At 65.3% G+C, this 17,481-nt stretch carries 16 protein-coding genes; 13 read left to right on the top strand and 3 right to left on the bottom strand.

Annotated features, from left to right (window positions below; all coding sequences use genetic code 11):
• Positions 1-61: 61 nt before the first annotated feature.
• Both BLT66_RS23730 and BLT66_RS23725 read left to right on the top strand, forming a co-directional pair.
• Positions 62-1,213: a cytochrome P450 gene (locus tag BLT66_RS23730; protein ID WP_092761886.1), complete on the top strand. Its 1,152-nt coding sequence runs from the start codon at positions 62-64 to the stop codon at positions 1,211-1,213.
• Entirely contained in the window at positions 1,210-1,566 is a 357-nt protein-coding gene (locus BLT66_RS23725; protein WP_092761884.1) for an antibiotic biosynthesis monooxygenase family protein, read from the top strand. Before BLT66_RS23730 ends, BLT66_RS23725 begins: the two co-directional genes overlap by 4 nt.
• On the opposite strand, the gene BLT66_RS23720 is transcribed toward BLT66_RS23725, so the two are convergent.
• A complete protein-coding gene (locus BLT66_RS23720) occupies positions 1,558-1,917 on the bottom strand; it encodes a cupin domain-containing protein (RefSeq protein WP_092761882.1) in 360 nt (119 codons plus the stop codon). The genes BLT66_RS23725 and BLT66_RS23720 overlap by 9 nt on opposite strands.
• Before the next feature lie 71 nt (positions 1,918-1,988).
• Between BLT66_RS23720 and BLT66_RS23715 the strand changes: the two genes are divergently transcribed.
• The 3 genes from BLT66_RS23715 to BLT66_RS23705 all read left to right on the top strand — a co-directional run bounded on the left by BLT66_RS23715 (position 1,989) and on the right by BLT66_RS23705 (position 5,748).
• Entirely contained in the window at positions 1,989-2,888 is a 900-nt protein-coding gene (locus tag BLT66_RS23715) for an AraC family transcriptional regulator (RefSeq protein ID WP_092761966.1), read from the top strand.
• 96 nt (positions 2,889-2,984) lie between these two features.
• Positions 2,985-3,887, top strand: coding sequence for a phosphatidate cytidylyltransferase (locus BLT66_RS23710; protein WP_092761880.1), 903 nt, complete (start codon positions 2,985-2,987; stop codon positions 3,885-3,887).
• 22 nt (positions 3,888-3,909) lie between these two features.
• Positions 3,910-5,748: a bifunctional alpha/beta hydrolase/class I SAM-dependent methyltransferase gene (locus BLT66_RS23705; RefSeq protein ID WP_092761878.1), complete on the top strand. Its 1,839-nt coding sequence runs from the start codon at positions 3,910-3,912 to the stop codon at positions 5,746-5,748.
• Here the strand turns inward: BLT66_RS23705 and BLT66_RS23700 are convergent.
• A complete protein-coding gene (locus BLT66_RS23700) occupies positions 5,660-6,280 on the bottom strand; it encodes a CDP-alcohol phosphatidyltransferase family protein (RefSeq protein WP_092761876.1) in 621 nt (206 codons plus the stop codon). The genes BLT66_RS23705 and BLT66_RS23700 overlap by 89 nt on opposite strands.
• Positions 6,277-7,470, bottom strand: a complete 1,194-nt coding sequence (locus tag BLT66_RS23695) for a phosphatase PAP2 family protein (protein WP_092761874.1) — start codon at positions 7,468-7,470, stop codon at positions 6,277-6,279. The genes BLT66_RS23700 and BLT66_RS23695 overlap by 4 nt, the downstream gene beginning before the upstream one ends.
• Before the next feature lie 38 nt (positions 7,471-7,508).
• Between BLT66_RS23695 and BLT66_RS23690 the strand changes: the two genes are divergently transcribed.
• The 8 genes from BLT66_RS23690 to BLT66_RS23655 all read left to right on the top strand — a co-directional run bounded on the left by BLT66_RS23690 (position 7,509) and on the right by BLT66_RS23655 (position 17,478).
• A complete protein-coding gene (locus tag BLT66_RS23690) occupies positions 7,509-8,609 on the top strand; it encodes a patatin-like phospholipase family protein (protein ID WP_255407059.1) in 1,101 nt (366 codons plus the stop codon).
• Positions 8,597-9,328 carry an SDR family NAD(P)-dependent oxidoreductase gene (locus BLT66_RS23685; RefSeq protein ID WP_092761870.1) on the top strand — a complete coding sequence of 244 codons (732 nt, stop codon included), beginning with the start codon at positions 8,597-8,599 and terminating at the stop codon, positions 9,326-9,328. The genes BLT66_RS23690 and BLT66_RS23685 overlap by 13 nt, the downstream gene beginning before the upstream one ends.
• Positions 9,329-9,390: 62 nt before the next feature.
• Complete coding sequence (locus BLT66_RS23680; protein ID WP_092761868.1) at positions 9,391-10,656, top strand: DEAD/DEAH box helicase; 1,266 nt, start codon at positions 9,391-9,393, stop codon at positions 10,654-10,656.
• 228 nt (positions 10,657-10,884) lie between these two features.
• Positions 10,885-12,693, top strand: a complete 1,809-nt coding sequence (locus tag BLT66_RS23675; protein WP_092761866.1) for a methyl-accepting chemotaxis protein — start codon at positions 10,885-10,887, stop codon at positions 12,691-12,693.
• A 159-nt stretch (positions 12,694-12,852) separates the two neighbouring features.
• Positions 12,853-14,448 (top strand): alpha/beta hydrolase fold domain-containing protein, encoded by a 1,596-nt coding sequence (locus tag BLT66_RS23670; RefSeq protein WP_092761864.1) that lies wholly within the window; start codon positions 12,853-12,855, stop codon positions 14,446-14,448.
• 37 nt (positions 14,449-14,485) lie between these two features.
• The gene (locus tag BLT66_RS23665; RefSeq protein ID WP_092761862.1) at positions 14,486-15,718 is read left to right on the top strand and encodes an ABC transporter substrate-binding protein; all 1,233 of its coding nucleotides are present in this window, start codon (positions 14,486-14,488) and stop codon (positions 15,716-15,718) included.
• Positions 15,719-15,760: 42 nt separating this feature from the next.
• On the top strand, positions 15,761-16,642 hold the full coding sequence (locus tag BLT66_RS23660; protein WP_092761860.1) for a carbohydrate ABC transporter permease: 882 nt from the start codon (positions 15,761-15,763) through the stop codon (positions 16,640-16,642).
• Positions 16,639-17,478, top strand: a complete 840-nt coding sequence (locus BLT66_RS23655; RefSeq protein WP_092761858.1) for a carbohydrate ABC transporter permease — start codon at positions 16,639-16,641, stop codon at positions 17,476-17,478. The genes BLT66_RS23660 and BLT66_RS23655 overlap by 4 nt, the downstream gene beginning before the upstream one ends.
• Positions 17,479-17,481: the final 3 nt, after the last annotated feature.

Raw genomic sequence — 17,481 nt, 5'->3', positions numbered from 1 at the left:
GAACGAATCGTTGTGGCGGCGGCGCCAGCATACTGCAGCCTGATTTCTCCCACAAGCCGCCATGCCCACTTTGCACGCTCTCGCCGCCCCGACGCACGCCGACCCTTATCCCTACTACGCCAGCCTGCGTGCCGGCCCGCCGCTGTGGTTCGACCCCGACCTGCGGCTATGGATTGCGGCCCGGGCCGCGGTGGTCGACGAGGTTTTGCTGAACCCGCTATGCCGGGTCCGGCCGCTGACCGAGCCCGTGCCGCAGGCCATCGCCGGATCGGCTGCCGGTACGCTGTTCGGCCAGCTGGTGCGCATGAACGACGGCGACCCACACGCCCGCCCTAAGCTGGCTTTGCAGCGCGCCCTGGCCGCGGTGCCGCTGGACGTGGTGCAGCGTTATGCCTTGGAAGCCGCCGCGGCCCTGGGCGCGTCGCTGGCCGAGGCCTTGCATGCTGCCACGCACCGTCTGCCCAGCCAGGTGATGGCGCGCCTGCTGGGGCTGGACGCCGCCACCTGGCCCCAGCTGACCGACTGGACCGCCGACTTTGTGGTCTGCCTGTCGCCGCTGAGCACGCCGGCGCAGCTGGCCCAGGCTTCGGTTGCCGCGCAAGAGCTGCGGAAGTTGTTCCAGCAGAGCCCGGCCCCCGCGAACAGCCTGGCAGCCCGGGTGCTGCAGGAGGCAGAGGCCGTAGGCTGGCAGCAGGCCGACGCGCTGTGGGCCAATCTGGTCGGCCTGCTGTCGCAAACCTATGACGCCACTGCGGGGTTGATCGGCAACAGCATCGTCGCCTTGCAGACCCAGCCGGGCCTGTGGCATGCGTTGCGGGCCGCGCCGGAGAGGGTGGCGGCCCTGGTACAGGAGGCCAGCCGTTTTGATCCGGCGGTGCAGAATACGCGCCGTTTTGTCGCCGAGCCGACCCGCGTGGCCGGCGTGCAGCTGGCGGCGGGCGACACTATCCTGTTGCTGCTGGCGGCCGCCAACCGCGACCCGGCGCTGCATGTTCGGCCGGATGCGTTTGAGCTGGACCGTGCCGGCTACCGCAACTACGGCTTCGGCCACGGCCCCCATGCCTGCCCGGGCCAGGCGTTGGCCTGCGGCATTGCCACCGCGGCGGTGCAGGCGCTGCTGCCCTGCCTGGACAAGGCGCGGCTGGCCTGGCATTACCGCCCGTCGCTGAACGCGCGCATTCCGGTGTTTTCCATTCCCAAGGAGTCCCCATGATCGCTGTCATTTTTGAAGTCATCCCCCAGCCTGAGCACCAGCAGGAATATCTGGACATCGCCGCCGCACTGCGGCCGCTGCTGGAGCAGATCGACGGCTTTATCTCGATCGAGCGCTTCCAGAGCCTGAGCCAGCCGGGCAAGCTGCTGTCGCTGTCATTCTTCCGCGACGAAGCCGCGGTGCAGCAGTGGCGCCAGCTGGAGGCGCACCGGGCGGCGCAGGCCAAGGGCAGGGCGTCCATCTTCCAGGACTACCGCTTGCGGATCGCCTCGGTAGTGCGCGACTACGGCCTGCACGAACGCGAGCAGGCGCCGGCCGACAGCCGGGCCCGGCACGGGGGTTCGTCAGAGTAAGCGGCGCGGTGCTGCGGTGGCGGGGTCGCCGCTGTTGGGTGTGCCGGTGGGCTCGATCAGCAGGATGTGGGTCTCCACATCGGCCCGCGGCCGGTGTTCCATGCCCTTGGGCACGACGAACATCTGGCCAGGGTCTAGCTGCAGGGTCAGGCCGTCGGGCAGGTCCAGGAACAGCCGGCCGGACAGCACCAGAAAGAAGTCGTCGCTATCGGCATGGGAGTGCCAGGAGAAGCTGCCCAAAATTTTGGCCACCATCACGTCGTGGCCGTTGAACAAGGCGACGGTGCGCGGTGCAAAATGTCCGCTGAACTGACTTAGTTTGCTGGCAAGATCGATGGTCTGCAAAGGCATGCGGTATTCCTGTGGAATCAAAAAACCGCAGTCTGCGCGCGCAGCGCATCTTCGTATTGGACAAATGTTGCATGGACGGCCATTTGACGCATACCCGTACCGACTGGGCCAATTTCCAGCCCGGCGCTGGCGCGGGCATGACCTTGATGCAAGCCCATTTCACCGCCCACGCGTTTGAGCGCCATAGCCATCCCACCTACGCCGTCGGCCTGACCCACACCGGCGTGCAGACCTTCCAGTGCCGCGGCGCGCGCCATGCGAGCCAGCAGGGCGACGTGATTCTGTTCAACCCCGACGAGCCGCACGACGGCAGCCGTGGTACCGACGCAGGCTTTGGCTATTCCATGCTGTACCTGGAGCCGGCCGTGTTGCAGGCCTGGCGCGACAGCGCGGCCGGCACCCGGGTGGCCGCCTACTTTCGGCAGCCGCTGGCGCACGACCCCCAGGCCGCCCAAGTTTTACACCAGGCTTTGGCCGCCGCCACCCAGCCACAGGAGCGGCTGCGCGCCGAGGCACTGGCCAGCGCCGCGCTGATCGGCCTGCTGCAGCGCTACGGTGAACACGCTGGTGACGTATCCGACTGCCTGGACGCCGGGCGCGACCGCATGGAGCAGGCGCGCGACTACATCGCAACCTACTTTGCCGACGACTTGACGGTCGAACGGCTGGCCCAGCAGGTGGGCTTGTCGCGGGTCCATCTGAGCCGCGCCTTTGCCAAGCGCTTTGGTGTGCCGCCGCATGTGTACCTGAATGCGGTGCGCCTGCGCCAGGCCCAGACCGCGCTGTTGGCCGGCCAGCCGCTGGCTCAGGTGGCGCTGGCCGCGGGCTTTGCCGACCAAAGCCATTTCAACCGGCGCTTCAAAGGCAGCTTTGGCGTGTCGCCTGGGACGTGGCTGGCCCAGATGGCGCCCGGTAAAGGCCAGGCAGCACCCCGCCTGCTCGGCCAGGGTATGCTTACATTTTGTAATTGAAAATGTGGATAAACCAGGCCGTTTGCGCAGGTTCTATCGGCGCGAGTAGCTATATTAGTTGTAGCATTCTGGGTTGCGTATGCCCCCATTTTCCCGATGTCTGATTCTTCTGTAGCCACGCTGGCTGGCACCGCCATGGCGCCGCGTATCTGGGTGGCCATGCTGCTGTTGTACGGTTTGCTGGCCCTGGCCAGCCTGGGCGCCGGCCGTTGGACCGCGCCCGACAGCGCGCTGCGCCGGCAGATCAATGCCTGGTGGCGCATCTTCCCGGTGGTCAGCCTGAGCATGCTGCTGTACCCGGTGGGGCCGGTGCTGCTGTCGCTGCTGATCGCCAGCTTGGCGCTGCGCGAGCTGAGCACGCACTATGCGGGGCCGCGCTGGCGCTTCCAGGCGGTGTGCGTGGCGGTGCTGCTGCTGCAGACCACGCTGGCGCTGTACAACACGGCCATGGCCAGCGCGCTGCTGCTGGCTCTGCTGCTGGCGCAGGCCGTGTACTTCGGGCTGCGCCGCCAGCCTGCGCAGATCTTGCTGCTGTTGTTCTTGCTGCTCTGCGCGGGGTTGAGCTTCTTGCCTAGCTTGCTGCAGCTGACGCCGTCGCGCACGGTGAACCTGGCCTGGTTCTTCTACCTGTTTGCGCTGACGGCCTTGAACGACATTGCCCAGTTCGTCAGCGGCAAATGTTTTGGCCGGCACCCACTGGCGGCGCGCATCAGCCCCAACAAGACCTGGCAGGGCCTGGTCGGCGGTGTGCTGGTCAGCCTGGTTGTGTCGGCGGCGCTGGGCCTGTATTTGCAGCTGGCTGGCCTGCCGCTGCTGCTGGCGCTGGGCCTGCTGTTGTCGCTGGCCGGTGTGGCTGGCGACCTGGTGTTTTCTGCCGCCAAGCGGCGCCTGGGCATCAAGGATTTTTCGCAGCTGATCCCCGGCCATGGCGGCATTCTGGACCGCGTGGACAGCTTGGTGCTGACCGCGCCCCTGTTGTATTGCGGCCTGATGCTATGACCGTTTAATTTGAGACTTTGGCATGCCCCCTTCTTTATCTAGCGCCTGGACCACCCAAGAGTCCGGCTTCGACAGTTTTGACCGCACCCGCTTGTTCTACCGCAGCTGGCAACCGGTGCAGCCGCGGGTCGACGGGCCGCCCCGGGCCCTGGTGTTTTTGCACCGTGGCCATGAGCATTCGGGCCGCATCCAGCCGCTGGTGGAGCAGCTCGGCTTCACCCAGGACTGGGCATTTGCCTGGGACGCGCGCGGCCACGGGCATTCGCCCGGCGAGCGCGGCGATGCGCCCGACTTCTATGCGCTGGTGCAGGACTTCGAGGCCTTCGTCCGACATCTGCAGGCCACCCACGGCATTGCTGCGGAAGACATGCTCATCGTGGCCAATAGCGTGGGCGCGGTGATCGCCGCCACCTGGCTGCACGACTTTGCGCCGCGGGTGCGCGGCGTGGTGATGGCCGCAGCGGCTTTCGACATCAACCTGTATGTGCCGCTGGCCAAGCCCGCGCTGCGGCTGGCCTTGCGCTTCAAGCCGGGGCTGCGCATCACCAGCTACATCCGCTCGCGCATGCTCACGCATTCTGCGGGCCAGGCCCTGCTGTACGACAGCGATGCGCTGATCACCCGCAACATCTCGGCCCGGGTGTTGATCGACCTGGCCGACACCGCCCAGCGGGTGGTCGACGATGCCCATGCCATCGACACCCCGGTGCTGATGCTGGTGGCCGACAAGGACTACGTGGTCAAACAGGCGCCGCAGCGCCGCTTCTTCGACGGCCTGGCATCGCGCTTCAAGCGCTTTGTGCTGATCCCCAATTGCCACCACGCTATCTTTTATGAAGATGAGCCGCAGGCCCAGCAAGCGCTGCAGGCCAGCCAGGCCTTTATCGAAGAATGCTTTGCGCAGCCCTTGCCACCGCTGAGCGACTACCACCTGGCCCATACCCACAGCCCCAGCGCCCACCGCTACCAGGCCTTGCAGCAGGACATGGTGGGCAGTGCCTGGGAAAAGGCTTTCTTCGGCCTGCAAAAAGCCATGCTGGATCGCCTGGGCCATCTGAGCAACGGCATGCAGATCGGTCTGAGCCAGGGCTTTGATTCCGGCGCCTCGCTCGACTACGTGTACCGCAACCAGGCCGGCGGCCGCCTGGGCGTGGGTGCGGTGATCGACCAGGGCTATCTGGACGCCATCGGCTGGCGCGGTATCCGCCAGCGCAAGGCGCAGCTGCAGGGGCTGCTGGGCGAGCTGATTGCCCAGTACCCGGCCGACCAGCCGCTGCGCATACTCGACATCGCCGCCGGCAGCGGCCGTTACGTGCTGGAAACCGCCAAGCGCTTCCAGGACCGGCCGCTGGAAATCACCCTGCGTGAAATCAACCCGCGCAACCTGGAGCAGGCGCAAGAGCTGAGTATGGAGCTGCAGCTGAAGAACCACATCGCCTTCCAGCGCCGCGACGCCTTCGACCCCGACAGCTACCCCGATGACGAGGCGCCGTACGACATTGTCATCGTCTCGGGCCTGTACGAGCTGTTCAGCGACAACCAGCGGGTGCTGCAGTCGCTGCAGGGGATCGCCCAGCAGCTCAAGCTGGGCGGGCATCTGGTCTACACCGGCCAGCCCTGGCATCCGCAACTGCTGATGATCGCCAAGACCCTGAACAACCACCTGGGCGGGGCCTGGCAGATGCGGCCACGGCCGCAGGCCGAGATGGACGCGCTGGTCGCCAGCGTGGGCTGCCGCAAGCTGCGCAGCGAGGTGGGGATCGCCGGTATCTTTACGGTGTCGGTGGCGCAGCGGGTAGCCGCAGCGCAGCCCGTAGACGGTTCAGCAGCGTCCAGCCCAGCAGCAGCAATACCAGGCTGAGCAAGCCGTTCAGCCACAGGCTGCTGGCGCCCGCCACCAGCAGCAGGGCCAGCAGGCTGAACACAAAGGCCCGGTCGCTCTTGCCCATGGGGCCGTCGAAGCGGCGTGGCGCATCCACCAGCAGGGCCAGCACGCCCGCAAATTCGACCAGCAGCGCGGCCAGCACCACCAGTACCAGCAAGGGAGCGTAGATGCCGGCGGCCAGGGCGAAGGGCAGGGTCAGCGCCGCGTCGGATACCTGGTCGCCCAGCTCGTTCAGCACCGCACCCAAGCGGCTTTTTTGCCCGGTGAAGTTGGCCAGCATGCCGTCGATGGCGTTCAAGGCCATGCGCAGCAGCATACACAGCGGCAGCCCGGCCCACAGCCGCCAATCGCCCGGCCACAGCGCCAATGCTGCTCCGTACAGCAGCGACAAAGCCATGGCCAGCAGAGTCACCTGGTTCGGGCTAATGCCCCAGCGCGCGAGCTGGGCCAGCACCGGGCGCAGCAGCTGCTGAAAGCGGGGTTTGAGTTGGTAGATCGAGAAGCTCATGGGGTGTATTCGTTGAATGCGTTAAAGGCCTTGGCAATCTGCACGCAGCGGCGGTAGCCCATGGCGCAGTGCAGGTAGACGGTATGGCCGGCTGCTGTTTCACGGCGCAGCGCGGTGACGATGTCGTGCACCACCTCGGCCGGCGGCGCCACGATGTCGAGCAGGGGAAAGTGTTGGTAGCGCTGGTGGCGCAAGGCCGGGGTTTCCGGCAGCTCGCAGCACAGGTCGAACACGCTGCAAGCGGTCGGCAGCAGCCGGGCTTCGGTCTCGCTGAGGCGGCGGCCTATCCACAGTTGGGGGGCTATTTGCTGGATCGCGGGGCGGTGCCGTTCGTGCCATGCCACGGCCCGCCAGCTGAGCCGGTAACCGAGCAGATAGGGCGCGTACAGAAGGACGATCCACCACGGGTACCTGCCTTCGCGCTTGTGTAGAAACTGCCGGTCGCCGCGCGCATAGGCCAGGCCGACCAGCCACAGGCTGAGCACCCCATACAGCGTGAGCACCGCAGGCCAGGCGGCCAGGCCGACCACTGCGGCTACACCGCCCGCCACCAGGTAGTACAAGGCCACATTCGGCGCGTTGCGCACGGGCCGGACCGCGTACACGCACAGGCCACCGAGTACCACACCGCCCAGCAGGTCCAGCAGATGGTGCTGGTAGGTAAACAGCGTGGACACCGCCGTCAGCAGCAGGCCAGCGGCCAGCAGGCTGCGCGCCCACAGCGGCGCCAGAAGATCGCGCAAAGATGCCCACAGCAGCAGGCAGTACGCCACGTGCAACGATGGCAGCTGGTTGTACGGTCGGTCCACCCAGGCCAGCATGCCGTACAGGGTGGCCAGCCAGGGTGTGTCCACCGCGGGCCGCGGCAGGCTGAAGCGCAGGGGGTACAGCACAAACACCAGGGCTGCTAGCACCGTGGCCAGCAATAGCCGCTGGCTGAATACGCGCAAGGTGTCGCGGCTGCGCAGGGTAAGAAATGTTGCCGTTAGCCATAGCCCGCTGCTTAGGTAGGGCAGCAGCATCCAGGGCCAGAACGGGATCTGTGCGTCCAGCGCCAGCGCCACATGGCGGTTGACTTCGAGCTGCTGCGCGAGCCGGTTGGCCAGCAGGTAGCAGATGCCAAAGACCAGGCAGTTCAGCCCCAGGTGCAGCAGGCGCTGTTGCTTCGTCACCTCGCTCCCAGGGGCCATGAATTACCTTGCTAATTTCTATGGGTTATCTTAGCTGGATGAATCAGGCACAAAAGTACCAACGCTGCATGGTGTTCGCCGGCGGCGGCTTCCGTTTCGGCATCTATCTGGGCATGTATGCGGCGGCGCGGGATGCCGGCCGTGCGCCCGACCTGCTGCTGGCCACCTGCGGCGGTGCGCTGGCCGCGGCCATCATCCAGGCGCTGCCCGACGATGCGCAGCGCAAGGCCTGGCTCAGCTCGCCGCAGATGTACGCGTTCTGGCAAGGCCTGCAGCCGGCGCCGCAGGCCCGCATCAGCCGTACCTTGCTGCAGGCGGCCCGGCGCAAGCTGTCGCAGGCACCGGCGCCAGTGCTGCCGGATCTGTTCAACGACTACCTGTTCGAAGTGCCACACCACCTGCCGCTGCCCACGCCGGCCGCCGAGTCCGAGGTGGCGGTGGCCACCATCGGCGGCAAGCTGCTCTACGGCCCGGGTGAAGTAGGGCAGGCGCGTGGCACGCGCAAGCTGTTCGTGCAGACCGTGTTCTGCGCGCCGCGCGCGGCGGCGCTGCTGCAAGGCATGGTCTCGCCGTTTGCCGACCCGCGCTGGGGCAACCACGCGATAGCCGACGCGGTGCTGACCAACACCAGCATGCCGCTGGATGCCGCAGCCTGCATGTCGATCATCGATTTCTATTACTTCCCCTGCTACAGCTACGGCGCCGACAACTACCTGGGTGGCGTTGTCGACCTCTTCCCCATCGAAGTGGCGCGCCGACTGGCCGACGAGGTGATGATCGAATTCAAAGAGTCGTTTGACCAGACCTTCTCCATCCCCGCCTGGCGCACCGTGCTGGGCCTGGACGGCAACCAGCGCATGCGCCAGGTCAACGGCGAGTTTGCCGACGTGTGGTTCGACACGTCCGACATCACCGCCGCGCTGCCCACCCAGCAGATCAGCAAGCGGCTGGACTGGTTGCGCAACCGTATCGCGCTGAACGTGCCCGCCAGCTACGCCACCTATGTGCAGTACATCGACGCGCAGTGGCAGTACGGCTACCAGCGCGGCATGGAGGCGCTGCGCCGGCGCCAGCCGAACGACATCTCGGCCATGCGCAACCCCGACCGCTACAACCAGGCAGCATCATGCGCATCCTGATCATTGGCGGCACCAGCGGCATCGGCCTGGCATTGGCGCTGCACTATCTGCAGCAGGGCGACGAGGTGGCAGTCTGCGGGCGCGATCTGGCGCGGCTGCCGGCGGGTCTGGCCGAGCAGCAACCGCGCCTGCAGACGTTTCAGCTGGACATCACCGACCGCGCGGCGCTGGCGCAACTGGTCGATCAACTCGCCGTGCCCCGGCTAGACCTGTTGGTGGTGGCCGCCGGCTTTTACTTCAACACCCGGCAGCATGTGCTGGATGCCGCCACCACGCAGCGCATGCTGCAGACCAATATCAGCGGCCTGGCTCACGCGTTCGAGCTGGCGGCCGAGAAAATGCTGGCCCAGCAGTCGGGCCAGCTGGTGGCGATTTCGTCGATTGCCGGGCTGTTGAAAGACTACCCCGGCGCCTCGCTGTACAGCGCCACCAAGCGCAGCGTGCTGAGCATCTGCGAGAGCTACCGCATCGCGCTGCAGCCGTTTGGCATCGCCGTCACCGCCATCGTGCCCGGCTATGTGGATACCGAAAAACTACGTGTACTGAACCACGGCGATGCCAGCCACAAGCCCTTCGTCCAGTCCGAGGCCCAGGCCGTGGCCCACATCGCGCAGGCCATCCAGCGCCGCGAGGCGGTGCGGGTGTTCCCCTGGCAGATGCGCTGGCTGGTGGGGCTGCTGAACCGGCTGCCGCGCAGTCTGCTGGCGCTGCGCCGCTGAGCATCTGAGGCCCGGGGGTAAACTCCTACCCCTTCTTCGACGTCTTGCCCGACGCATCCTCCATGCCATTTGCTTCCCTGGGACTTGCTCCCGCCTTGCTGCGCGCCGTGCGCGAACAGGGCTATTCAGTCCCCACCGCCATCCAGGCTGCGGCCATTCCAGCGGTTGTACGCGGCGCCGATGTCTGGGCCGCCGCGCCCACCGGGTCCGGCAAGACGGTGGCCTTTGCGCTGCCCCTGCTGCAGCGTCTGCTGGATGCCCCACGCGCCGATGGCAAGCGCCGTACCCGTGTGCTGGTGCTGGTGCCCACGCGCGAGCTGGCGGCCCAGGTGGCCGAAGTCTTCCGCGGCCTGGCCCAGCACCTACCGCAGCCGCTGAAGATCGCCGTGATCTTTGGCGGTGTCTCCATCAACCCGCAGATGATGGGCTTGCGTGGCGGTGCCGACATCGTGGTTGCCACGCCGGGCCGCCTGCTCGATCTGGTGGACCACAACGCGCTGCAGCTGTCCAACGTTGCGGCACTGATGCTGGACGAGGCCGATCGCCTGCTGGACCTGGGCTTTGCCGACGAGCTGGCCCGCGTGCTGACCCTGCTGCCGGCCCAGCGGCAAAACCTGCTGTTCTCGGCCACCTTTCCTCCAGCCATCGACGCGCTGGCGGCCCAACTGCTGCGCGACCCGGTGCGCATCGAGCTGGCGGCCGAGCCCACCACCGACCTGGCGGCCCCGGCCATTGCCCAACGCGCGATTGCGGTGGACGCCAGCCGGCGTACCCAACTGCTGCGGCACCTGGTGCAACAGAACAAGTGGGAACGCGTGCTGGTCTTTGTGGCCACCAAGTTCTCTGCCGAAATCGTGGCCGACAAGCTGCGCAAGGCCAGCATCCTGGCCGAGCCCTTCCATGGCCAGCTGAGCCAGGGCAAGCGCACACAGGTGCTGGACGACTTCAAGGCCGGCCGCGTGCATGTGGTGGTGGCCACCGACCTGGCGGCCCGTGGCATCGACGTGACCGAGCTGCCAGTCGTCGTCAACTACGACCTGCCACGCTCGGCCGTGGACTACATCCACCGCATCGGCCGCACCGGCCGGGCTGGGCAGAGCGGTGAGGCCTACAGCTTCGTCACCGCCGACATGGCCGCCCACTTTGCGTTGATAGAGAAGCGCCAGGGCCTGAGCCTGTCGCGCGAAGAAGTCGCGGGCTTTGAGCCCGTGGAGCTGCCCCCCACCGACGTGGCCCCGGCAGCGCCGTCCAACGGCGGTATCAAGGGCAAGCGGCCCAGCAAGAAAGACAAGCTGCGCGCCGCCGCCGCTGCGGCTGGCCAAGCCTAGACTCCGCGGCGCCCGTGTGCCGGGCATAGATAAAAATGCCTTGCAGCGCATATATTGTGTGCGTGTAATGCTATTGAAAGCATAGTGTTTGCATAATGGCGGCAGATTTCCTCTGGCCCGGTGTCTGGGGCGCAAACGGCCACATCCGTGGCTTGAGATTGCCGCAGAACTGCCGATAACCCTGTTTTGTTCCATATTTCTTCGTCATCACAGCCGGAGACACACGCCATGCCCAATTTCGTTACCAATCTGTCCACCGCCAAACGCCTAGGTCTGGGTTTTGCCCTGGTGTTGATCCTGTCCTTGATCAGCATCGTCATGGGGCTGTCGCGCCTGAGCTCGGTGGCCCAGGCAACGCAGGAGATGGTGGCGAGCCCGGTGCAGACCGAGCGCGTCGTCAGCGACTGGTACCGCAATATCCACACCGGCGTGCGCCGCACTGGTGCGATCGCCAAGAGCAGCGACCCTTCGGTGGCCGCTTATTTTGCGGAAGACCAGGCGGCTTCGTCCAAGAGCTCGGCCGAGCTGCAAAAAGCCCTGGAGGAGCTGCTGACGACCGACAAGGAAAAAGCCTTGTTCGCCGAAATCGGCGCACAGCGCAAGATTTACGTCGCCGCGCGTGACGAAATCCTGGCCCTCAAGAAGGAAGAAAAAACCGAAGAGGCCGGCAAGGTGTTGGACGAAAAGTTCGTGCCAGCTTCCAAGGCCTACATCGCCAAGGTCGAGGCCCTGGTAAAGCAGCAGCGCGACGAAATCGACACCGTGGCCAAGGATATCCAGGCCAACTACAGCGCCAGCCGCAGCCTGATGCTGGCCTTGGGCGTGGTCAGCATTGCGCTCAGCACCCTGATTGCCTGGTTGTTGTCGGGCACCATCACCCGGCCCCTGGCGCAAGCCACCGCGGTGGCCCGCCAAGTGGCCTCTGGCGACCTGACGGCGCATATCCCCAACGACCGTACCGACGAAGTCGGCCAACTGCTGTCCAGCCTGCACGATATGCAGGTCAGCCTGGTGCGCGTGGTCGCCAATGTGCGCTCCGGCTCCGAAGGCGTGGCGACCGCCAGTGCCGAAATCGCCCAGGGCAACGACGACCTCAGCGCCCGCACCGAAAGCCAGGCCAGCGCGCTGGAGCAGACCGCCGCCTCGATGGAAGAACTCAGCTCCACCGTCAAACAGAATGCCGACAACGCGCGCCAGGCCAACCAGCTGGCCATGAGCGCGTCTACCGTGGCCATCCAGGGCGGCGACGTGGTGACCCAGGTGGTCGAGACCATGAAGGGCATCAACGACAGCAGCAAGAAGATTTCCGACATCATCAGCGTGATCGACGGCATCGCTTTCCAGACCAACATCCTGGCGCTGAATGCGGCCGTCGAAGCCGCCCGTGCCGGCGAACAAGGCCGCGGTTTTGCGGTGGTGGCGAGCGAGGTGCGGAATCTGGCCGGCCGCTCCGCCGAAGCCGCCAAGGAAATCAAGAACCTGATCAACGCCAGCGTCGAGCGCGTGGCCCAGGGTACGGCCCAGGTCGACCAGGCCGGCGTGACCATGACCGAGGTGGTCAGCTCGATCCGCCGGGTCACCGACATCATGGGCGAGATCAGCGCCGCCAGCAATGAGCAGTCGCTGGGCGTGGCCCAGGTCGGCGAAGCCGTGACGCAGATGGACCAGGCCACCCAGCAGAACGCTGCCTTGGTCGAAGAAATGGCCGCCGCCGCAAACGGCTTGCGCAACCAGGCGCAGGACCTGGTGCAGGTGGTAGCGGTGTTCAAGCTGGATGGCAGTGCCGTCCAGCAGGCCGCACCGGCCGCGCGCGCACCCGTGCGTGCTGCTGTGCCCGCGCCCCAGCGTGCCGCTGCGCCCCGTCCCGCCGCCAAGATCGGTGCACCCCGCGCCGCCGCGGTTCCCAAGCCCGCCGCTATTGCTGCCCGTGTACCGGCAGCGCCTGCCAAACCTGCAACAAAGCCCGCCGCCAAGCCCGTGGCCAAGCTGAGCGCCCCCAAGCCGGCCATCAACGAAGACGACTGGACCAGTTTCTAAGTGGAGCGGTCGGTCAAAAAAAAATGATTCTGGCCTCTGGCGCTCACAGCTATTGCGTAGGTAGCTATTAAAAAGAGAGTGCTTACTGCTTGAAGAGGGTGGTTGATAGGGTTATCGATAGTTAATGTTCAGACTATCGATAATAAAATTTGGCCTGTCATGAAGCTAAATACCCCTTCTTCCGGTCGTAAAAGCAATAGCGTTTACCGCGATCTGCGCAAGCAGATCGTCCTGGCCGAATTGCCCGCTGGCCAGCAACTGGTCGAGCTCGAAGTCGCCAAGCAGATGAACTGCAGCCAGAGCACGGTGCGCGAAGCGCTGATGCGCCTGCAGGAGGACGGTTTGATCGTGCGCCAGGGCTACCGGGGCACGCTGGTGTCATCGGTGTCGGCCACCGAGGGTCAGGAGTCACTGGACATACGTGCGCGCATCGAATCGCGGGCGGCGGCGTTGTCCATGGGGAACTTCACCTCTGCGCACATTGCCGCTCTGAGCGCGCTGGTGCAGCAGATGGAGGTGCTGGCCGAGCAGGGCGATGAATACGGCCTGTTCGAGCTGGACCAGGAGTTCCACCACACGCTGTACGAGGCCGCCAATTTACCGGCGCTGATGCCCATCCTGGACCGCTGCTCGTTGTGCAGCCACCGCTACAAGATCACCCAGTCCACCACGCGCCGCACCTTGCGCGACACGGCTTTGCGGCACTGGAAGATCGTCGAGGCGGTGCAGTCCGGCAGCGCTGCCGAGCTCGAGCGCGTGCTGTTTCACCATGTATCGAGTGTGATTGGCGATGCCGACGGCGCTAGCAAGGCTGCGCCCGAACTGCGCATGTCCGACGCTATGGCCGCCATCTTCCAGCGCCTGCAAAAAGAGGATGCGCACCTGCCCAATCCGATGCAGATTCCGCTGGACCAGGCGCGCACCAATTTCAACGCCATCAATGCGCGCTGGAACCAGATAGACACCACCGCCTTCACCATCGACTACTTCAGCATTCCTTGCCCGGCGCACCAGATGCCGGCCGTGCGCATCGCGCCTAAGGCCGGCGCGCGCAAGGGCACGCTGCTGTATCTGCATGGCGGTGGCTGGGTCTTCGGCTCCATCCACACCCATCTGGGGGCGATGAGCCGCCTGGCGGCACTCAGCGGCTTGACCGTGGTCGGCATCGACTACCGCCTGGCGCCCGATGCGCCGTTTCCAGCGGGCTTGAACGATGCCGTCTGGGCCTGGCACTGGCTGCGCGCCGAGCAGGCTGCGCGGGGCCTGGGCGCACCGTGGTTTATCTCGGGCGATTCATCGGGGGCGAACCTGGCTTTGTCCACGATGCTGGATCTGCGCCACGCGGGCGAAACACTGCCCGATGCGGCCCTGCTGTTCTATGGTGTGTTCGATGCCAACCACCAGACTGAATCGCACCTGCGTTGCGGCCAGGGCCAGTTTGGCCTGACCACCGAAAAAATGGCCTGGTACCGCGCGCACTACCTCAGCGGCGACCGCCGCGACCCGGCCGACCCGCGGGTTTCGCCATTGCTGGCAAATTTGCAAGGCCTGCCGCCGATCTTCCTGAATGCCGCCGGGCTGGACCCGCTGCGTGACGACAGCCTGCTGCTGGCCCAGCGCCTGGCGCAGGCCAATGTGCCGTGCCAGCTCAAGGTGGTGGAGGGCGTGGTGCATGGCTTCATGCAAATGGGCAGCGAGCTGCCCGAAGCCCAGGCCGCGTTCCAGGATGCCGCCGCGTTCACCCGGTCCTGGTGATCACTTTCCCTGCCCCATAAAACCTACAGGAGACAGCATGCAGATCCTACGCCGCCCCTTGCTCGCCAGCGCCTTTGCCGGTGCGCTGGCCCTGGCTTTTAGCGCCAGCGCCGCCGCCCAGCAGACCGTGAATTTCTGGTACCACGTGGACAACGCGGAAAACACCAAGCTGATGGACGAGCTGGTCAAGAGCTTCGAGACCAAGAACCCCGACATCAAAATCAAGGCCGAGAACGTGCCCTGGAACAACTACTTCGACAAGCTGTTCATCTCCATCGCTGGCGGCAAAGCGCCCGACGTGGCCGTCACCCGGCTGGCGCTGCAGCCGCAGCTGCTGGAGATGGACGCCATCGAGCCCATCACCAAGCGCTTGGCCGCTTGGCCCGGCAAGGCCGACCTGGCCAACAACCTGCTGGACATCAACAAGGCCTCGGACGGCGAGTACTACTACATGCCCTTGCAGTACGTGGCCATCTACCTCTACTACCGCACCGACCTGTTTGCCAAGTACAACCTGAAGCCGCCGGCTACCTGCGAAGACTTTCTGGAGGCCGCCAAGAAGCTGACCCTGCCGGCCAGCGCCAACGGCGGCACCGAGCTGTACGGCTTTGGCATGCGCGGCGGCAAGGGTGGGCACGACAACTGGGGGCCGTTCGTGCTGTCGCAAACCGGCTTCGCGCCGGGTGCCATGAATACGCCCAAGGCCGTGGCCGCCAACAGCTGGTACATCGACCTGCTGCGCAAGCACAAGGTGGCGCCACCCTCTGCCCCCAACGACGGTTTCAACGAAATCATCAGCGCCTTCAAGGCCGGCCGCACGGCCATGATCTTCCACCACATCGGCTCGGCCAAGAGCATGGCCGACGCATTGGGCGACAAGGTTTCGGCCGTGCCCGTGCCTTCGTGCGGCGGCGGCCGCTGGACCTATTTCGGCGATGAGTCCACCACCATGTTCAAGACCTCCAAGGTCAAGGAGGCATCCTGGAAGTGGATGAGCTTTTTGAGCGAGAGCGACAACAACCTGAAGTTCAACGAAGCCACCGGCCAGCTGACGGTGACCAAGAGCGGCGCGCTCAAGGTGCCGCAGCCCGCCCGCTTCGTGAAGGCGACCATGGACTCGCTGGCCTTCGCCAAGCCCTTGCCGCTGGTGCCGCAAACCGCAGACTTTGTGTCCTCGGTCTGGCCCACCACCATGCAGCGCGCGCTGAATGGCGAGATCACGTCCGCGCAAATGATGGACGCCATCGACAAGCACTTCAACGCCAAATAATCAAGGCCAAGCAATGGATTGCACCGCTCGGCACGGCACACCATGAGCCAGAAATCCCGCACCAGCATCCTGCCCTACGTGCTGCTGTCGCCGGCAGTGCTGGCCACCGTGATCGTGGTGTTCTACCCGATGCTGCAGGCTCTGATTACCAGCCTGTACAACAACATCCTGTGGAAGCCGCGCGCGGTGAAGTTCATCGGGCTGGACAACTACATCGCCATCTGGCACGACCCGGTTTTCTGGGCCTCGCTGGGGCGCACGGCGATCTGGATCGGGCTGACCGTACCGTTGCAGCTGCTGCTCGGCTTAGTCACCGCACTGCTGCTGAACCAGCAGTTCCGCTGGCGCGGCCTGGCGCGCAGCCTGATTTTGATTCCCTGGGCTTTGCCCAGCGTAGTGATCGGCCTGATGTGGTCGTGGATCTATAACCCGCAGGTTGGGTTGCTGAACGACCTGATGCTGCGCCTGGGCCTGCTGCAGACCGCCATGCCCTGGCTGGCGAATCCCGACACCTCGCTGTACGCCATCATCGCCGCGCTGGTGTGGCAGGGCTTTCCGTTCTTCGCCATCATGATCCTGGCTGGACTGCAGACCATTCCACACAGCCTGTACGAGGCGGCCGACATCGACGGCGCCAGCGACTGGCAGCAGTTCTGGCACATCACCATGCCGGCGCTGAAGTCGGTGCTGGTGACGGCGGTGATGCTGCGCATCATCTGGGTCGCCAATTCGATCGACGTGATCTACGTAATGACCGGCGGTGGCCCTGGCTATGCCACCCACACCTTGCCGCTGTACGCGCTGAAGCGCACCTATGCCAGCATGGACTTCGGCTACGGCTCGGCGCTGGCGGTGAGTTTCTCGCTGTTGCTGCTAGGCGCGATCTACGTCTACCTGCGCCGGGTCGGGAAGGGCATCGAATGAGCGTCGTCAAACACCAGCCGCTGCGGCGCATTTTCACGCTGCACCTGCCGATGCTGGCCATCGTGCTGTTCGCGCTGGGGCCGTATCTGTGGATGCTGCTGACCTCGCTGAAACAGGAGTCCACGCTGTTCTCGCCGGAGCGTACTTTTCTGCCCACGGTGGTCACGCTGGAGAACTACCTGCGGCTGTTCCAGAAGACCACTTTCCTGAGCAACCTGGGCCACAGCCTGATCGTCTCCAGCGGCACCATGCTGCTGGGCTTGTCGGTCAGCATTACGGCCGCCTATGCGTTCTCGCGCTTCCGCTTTGCCGGGCGGCGCGCGCTGATGCTGCAGTTCCTGCTGGTCAACATGTTCCCCATCGTGCTGCTGATCATTCCGCTGTTCATCATCATGAAAAGCCTGGGCCTGTTGGACACGCACCTGGGTCTGATCCTCGCGCATTCGACCTTCTCGATCCCGTTCGCCACCTGGATGATGATCAGCTATTTCGACGCCATCCCGCGCAGCCTGGACGAGGCCGCCATGGTCGACGGCTGCACCCCCATCGGCGCCATGTTTCGGGTGGTGATACCGCTGACCGTGCCCGGCATCATCGCCACCGGCATCTACATCTTCATCACCTCGTGGAACGAGTACCTGTACGCCTCGATCCTGGCCGGGCAGAACGTGCGCACTCTCACCGTCGCCATCCAGACCCTGGTGGGTGAATACGAAATTGCCTGGGGCTTGCTGACCTCGGGCGGCGTGGTGGGGGCCTTGCCCGTCACCCTGCTGTTTATGCTCATTCAAAAACGGCTCGTCGCGGGCATGACTCAAGGCGCGGTGAAGGGTTGATTC

Origin of the sequence: Rhodoferax sp. OV413 (assembly GCF_900104385.1) — a bacterium.
Lineage (GTDB): Bacteria > Pseudomonadota > Gammaproteobacteria > Burkholderiales > Burkholderiaceae_C > Rhodoferax_B.
The sequence above is the reverse complement of the archived record's forward strand: the minus strand, read 5'-3'. Positions and strand labels throughout refer to the sequence as shown.

Coding starts and splice junctions, on each gene's coding strand:
- BLT66_RS23730 (WP_092761886.1), top strand. CDS start 62: ATGCCCACTTTGCACGCTCTCGCCGCCCCGACGCACGCCGACCCTTAT.
- BLT66_RS23725 (WP_092761884.1), top strand. CDS start 1,210: ATGATCGCTGTCATTTTTGAAGTCATCCCCCAGCCTGAGCACCAGCAG.
- BLT66_RS23720 (WP_092761882.1), bottom strand. CDS start 1,917: ATGCCTTTGCAGACCATCGATCTTGCCAGCAAACTAAGTCAGTTCAGC.
- BLT66_RS23715 (WP_092761966.1), top strand. CDS start 1,989: ATGGACGGCCATTTGACGCATACCCGTACCGACTGGGCCAATTTCCAG.
- BLT66_RS23710 (WP_092761880.1), top strand. CDS start 2,985: ATGTCTGATTCTTCTGTAGCCACGCTGGCTGGCACCGCCATGGCGCCG.
- BLT66_RS23705 (WP_092761878.1), top strand. CDS start 3,910: ATGCCCCCTTCTTTATCTAGCGCCTGGACCACCCAAGAGTCCGGCTTC.
- BLT66_RS23700 (WP_092761876.1), bottom strand. CDS start 6,280: ATGAGCTTCTCGATCTACCAACTCAAACCCCGCTTTCAGCAGCTGCTG.
- BLT66_RS23695 (WP_092761874.1), bottom strand. CDS start 7,470: ATGGCCCCTGGGAGCGAGGTGACGAAGCAACAGCGCCTGCTGCACCTG.
- BLT66_RS23690 (WP_255407059.1), top strand. CDS start 7,509: ATGAATCAGGCACAAAAGTACCAACGCTGCATGGTGTTCGCCGGCGGC.
- BLT66_RS23685 (WP_092761870.1), top strand. CDS start 8,597: ATGCGCATCCTGATCATTGGCGGCACCAGCGGCATCGGCCTGGCATTG.
- BLT66_RS23680 (WP_092761868.1), top strand. CDS start 9,391: ATGCCATTTGCTTCCCTGGGACTTGCTCCCGCCTTGCTGCGCGCCGTG.
- BLT66_RS23675 (WP_092761866.1), top strand. CDS start 10,885: ATGCCCAATTTCGTTACCAATCTGTCCACCGCCAAACGCCTAGGTCTG.
- BLT66_RS23670 (WP_092761864.1), top strand. CDS start 12,853: ATGAAGCTAAATACCCCTTCTTCCGGTCGTAAAAGCAATAGCGTTTAC.
- BLT66_RS23665 (WP_092761862.1), top strand. CDS start 14,486: ATGCAGATCCTACGCCGCCCCTTGCTCGCCAGCGCCTTTGCCGGTGCG.
- BLT66_RS23660 (WP_092761860.1), top strand. CDS start 15,761: ATGAGCCAGAAATCCCGCACCAGCATCCTGCCCTACGTGCTGCTGTCG.
- BLT66_RS23655 (WP_092761858.1), top strand. CDS start 16,639: ATGAGCGTCGTCAAACACCAGCCGCTGCGGCGCATTTTCACGCTGCAC.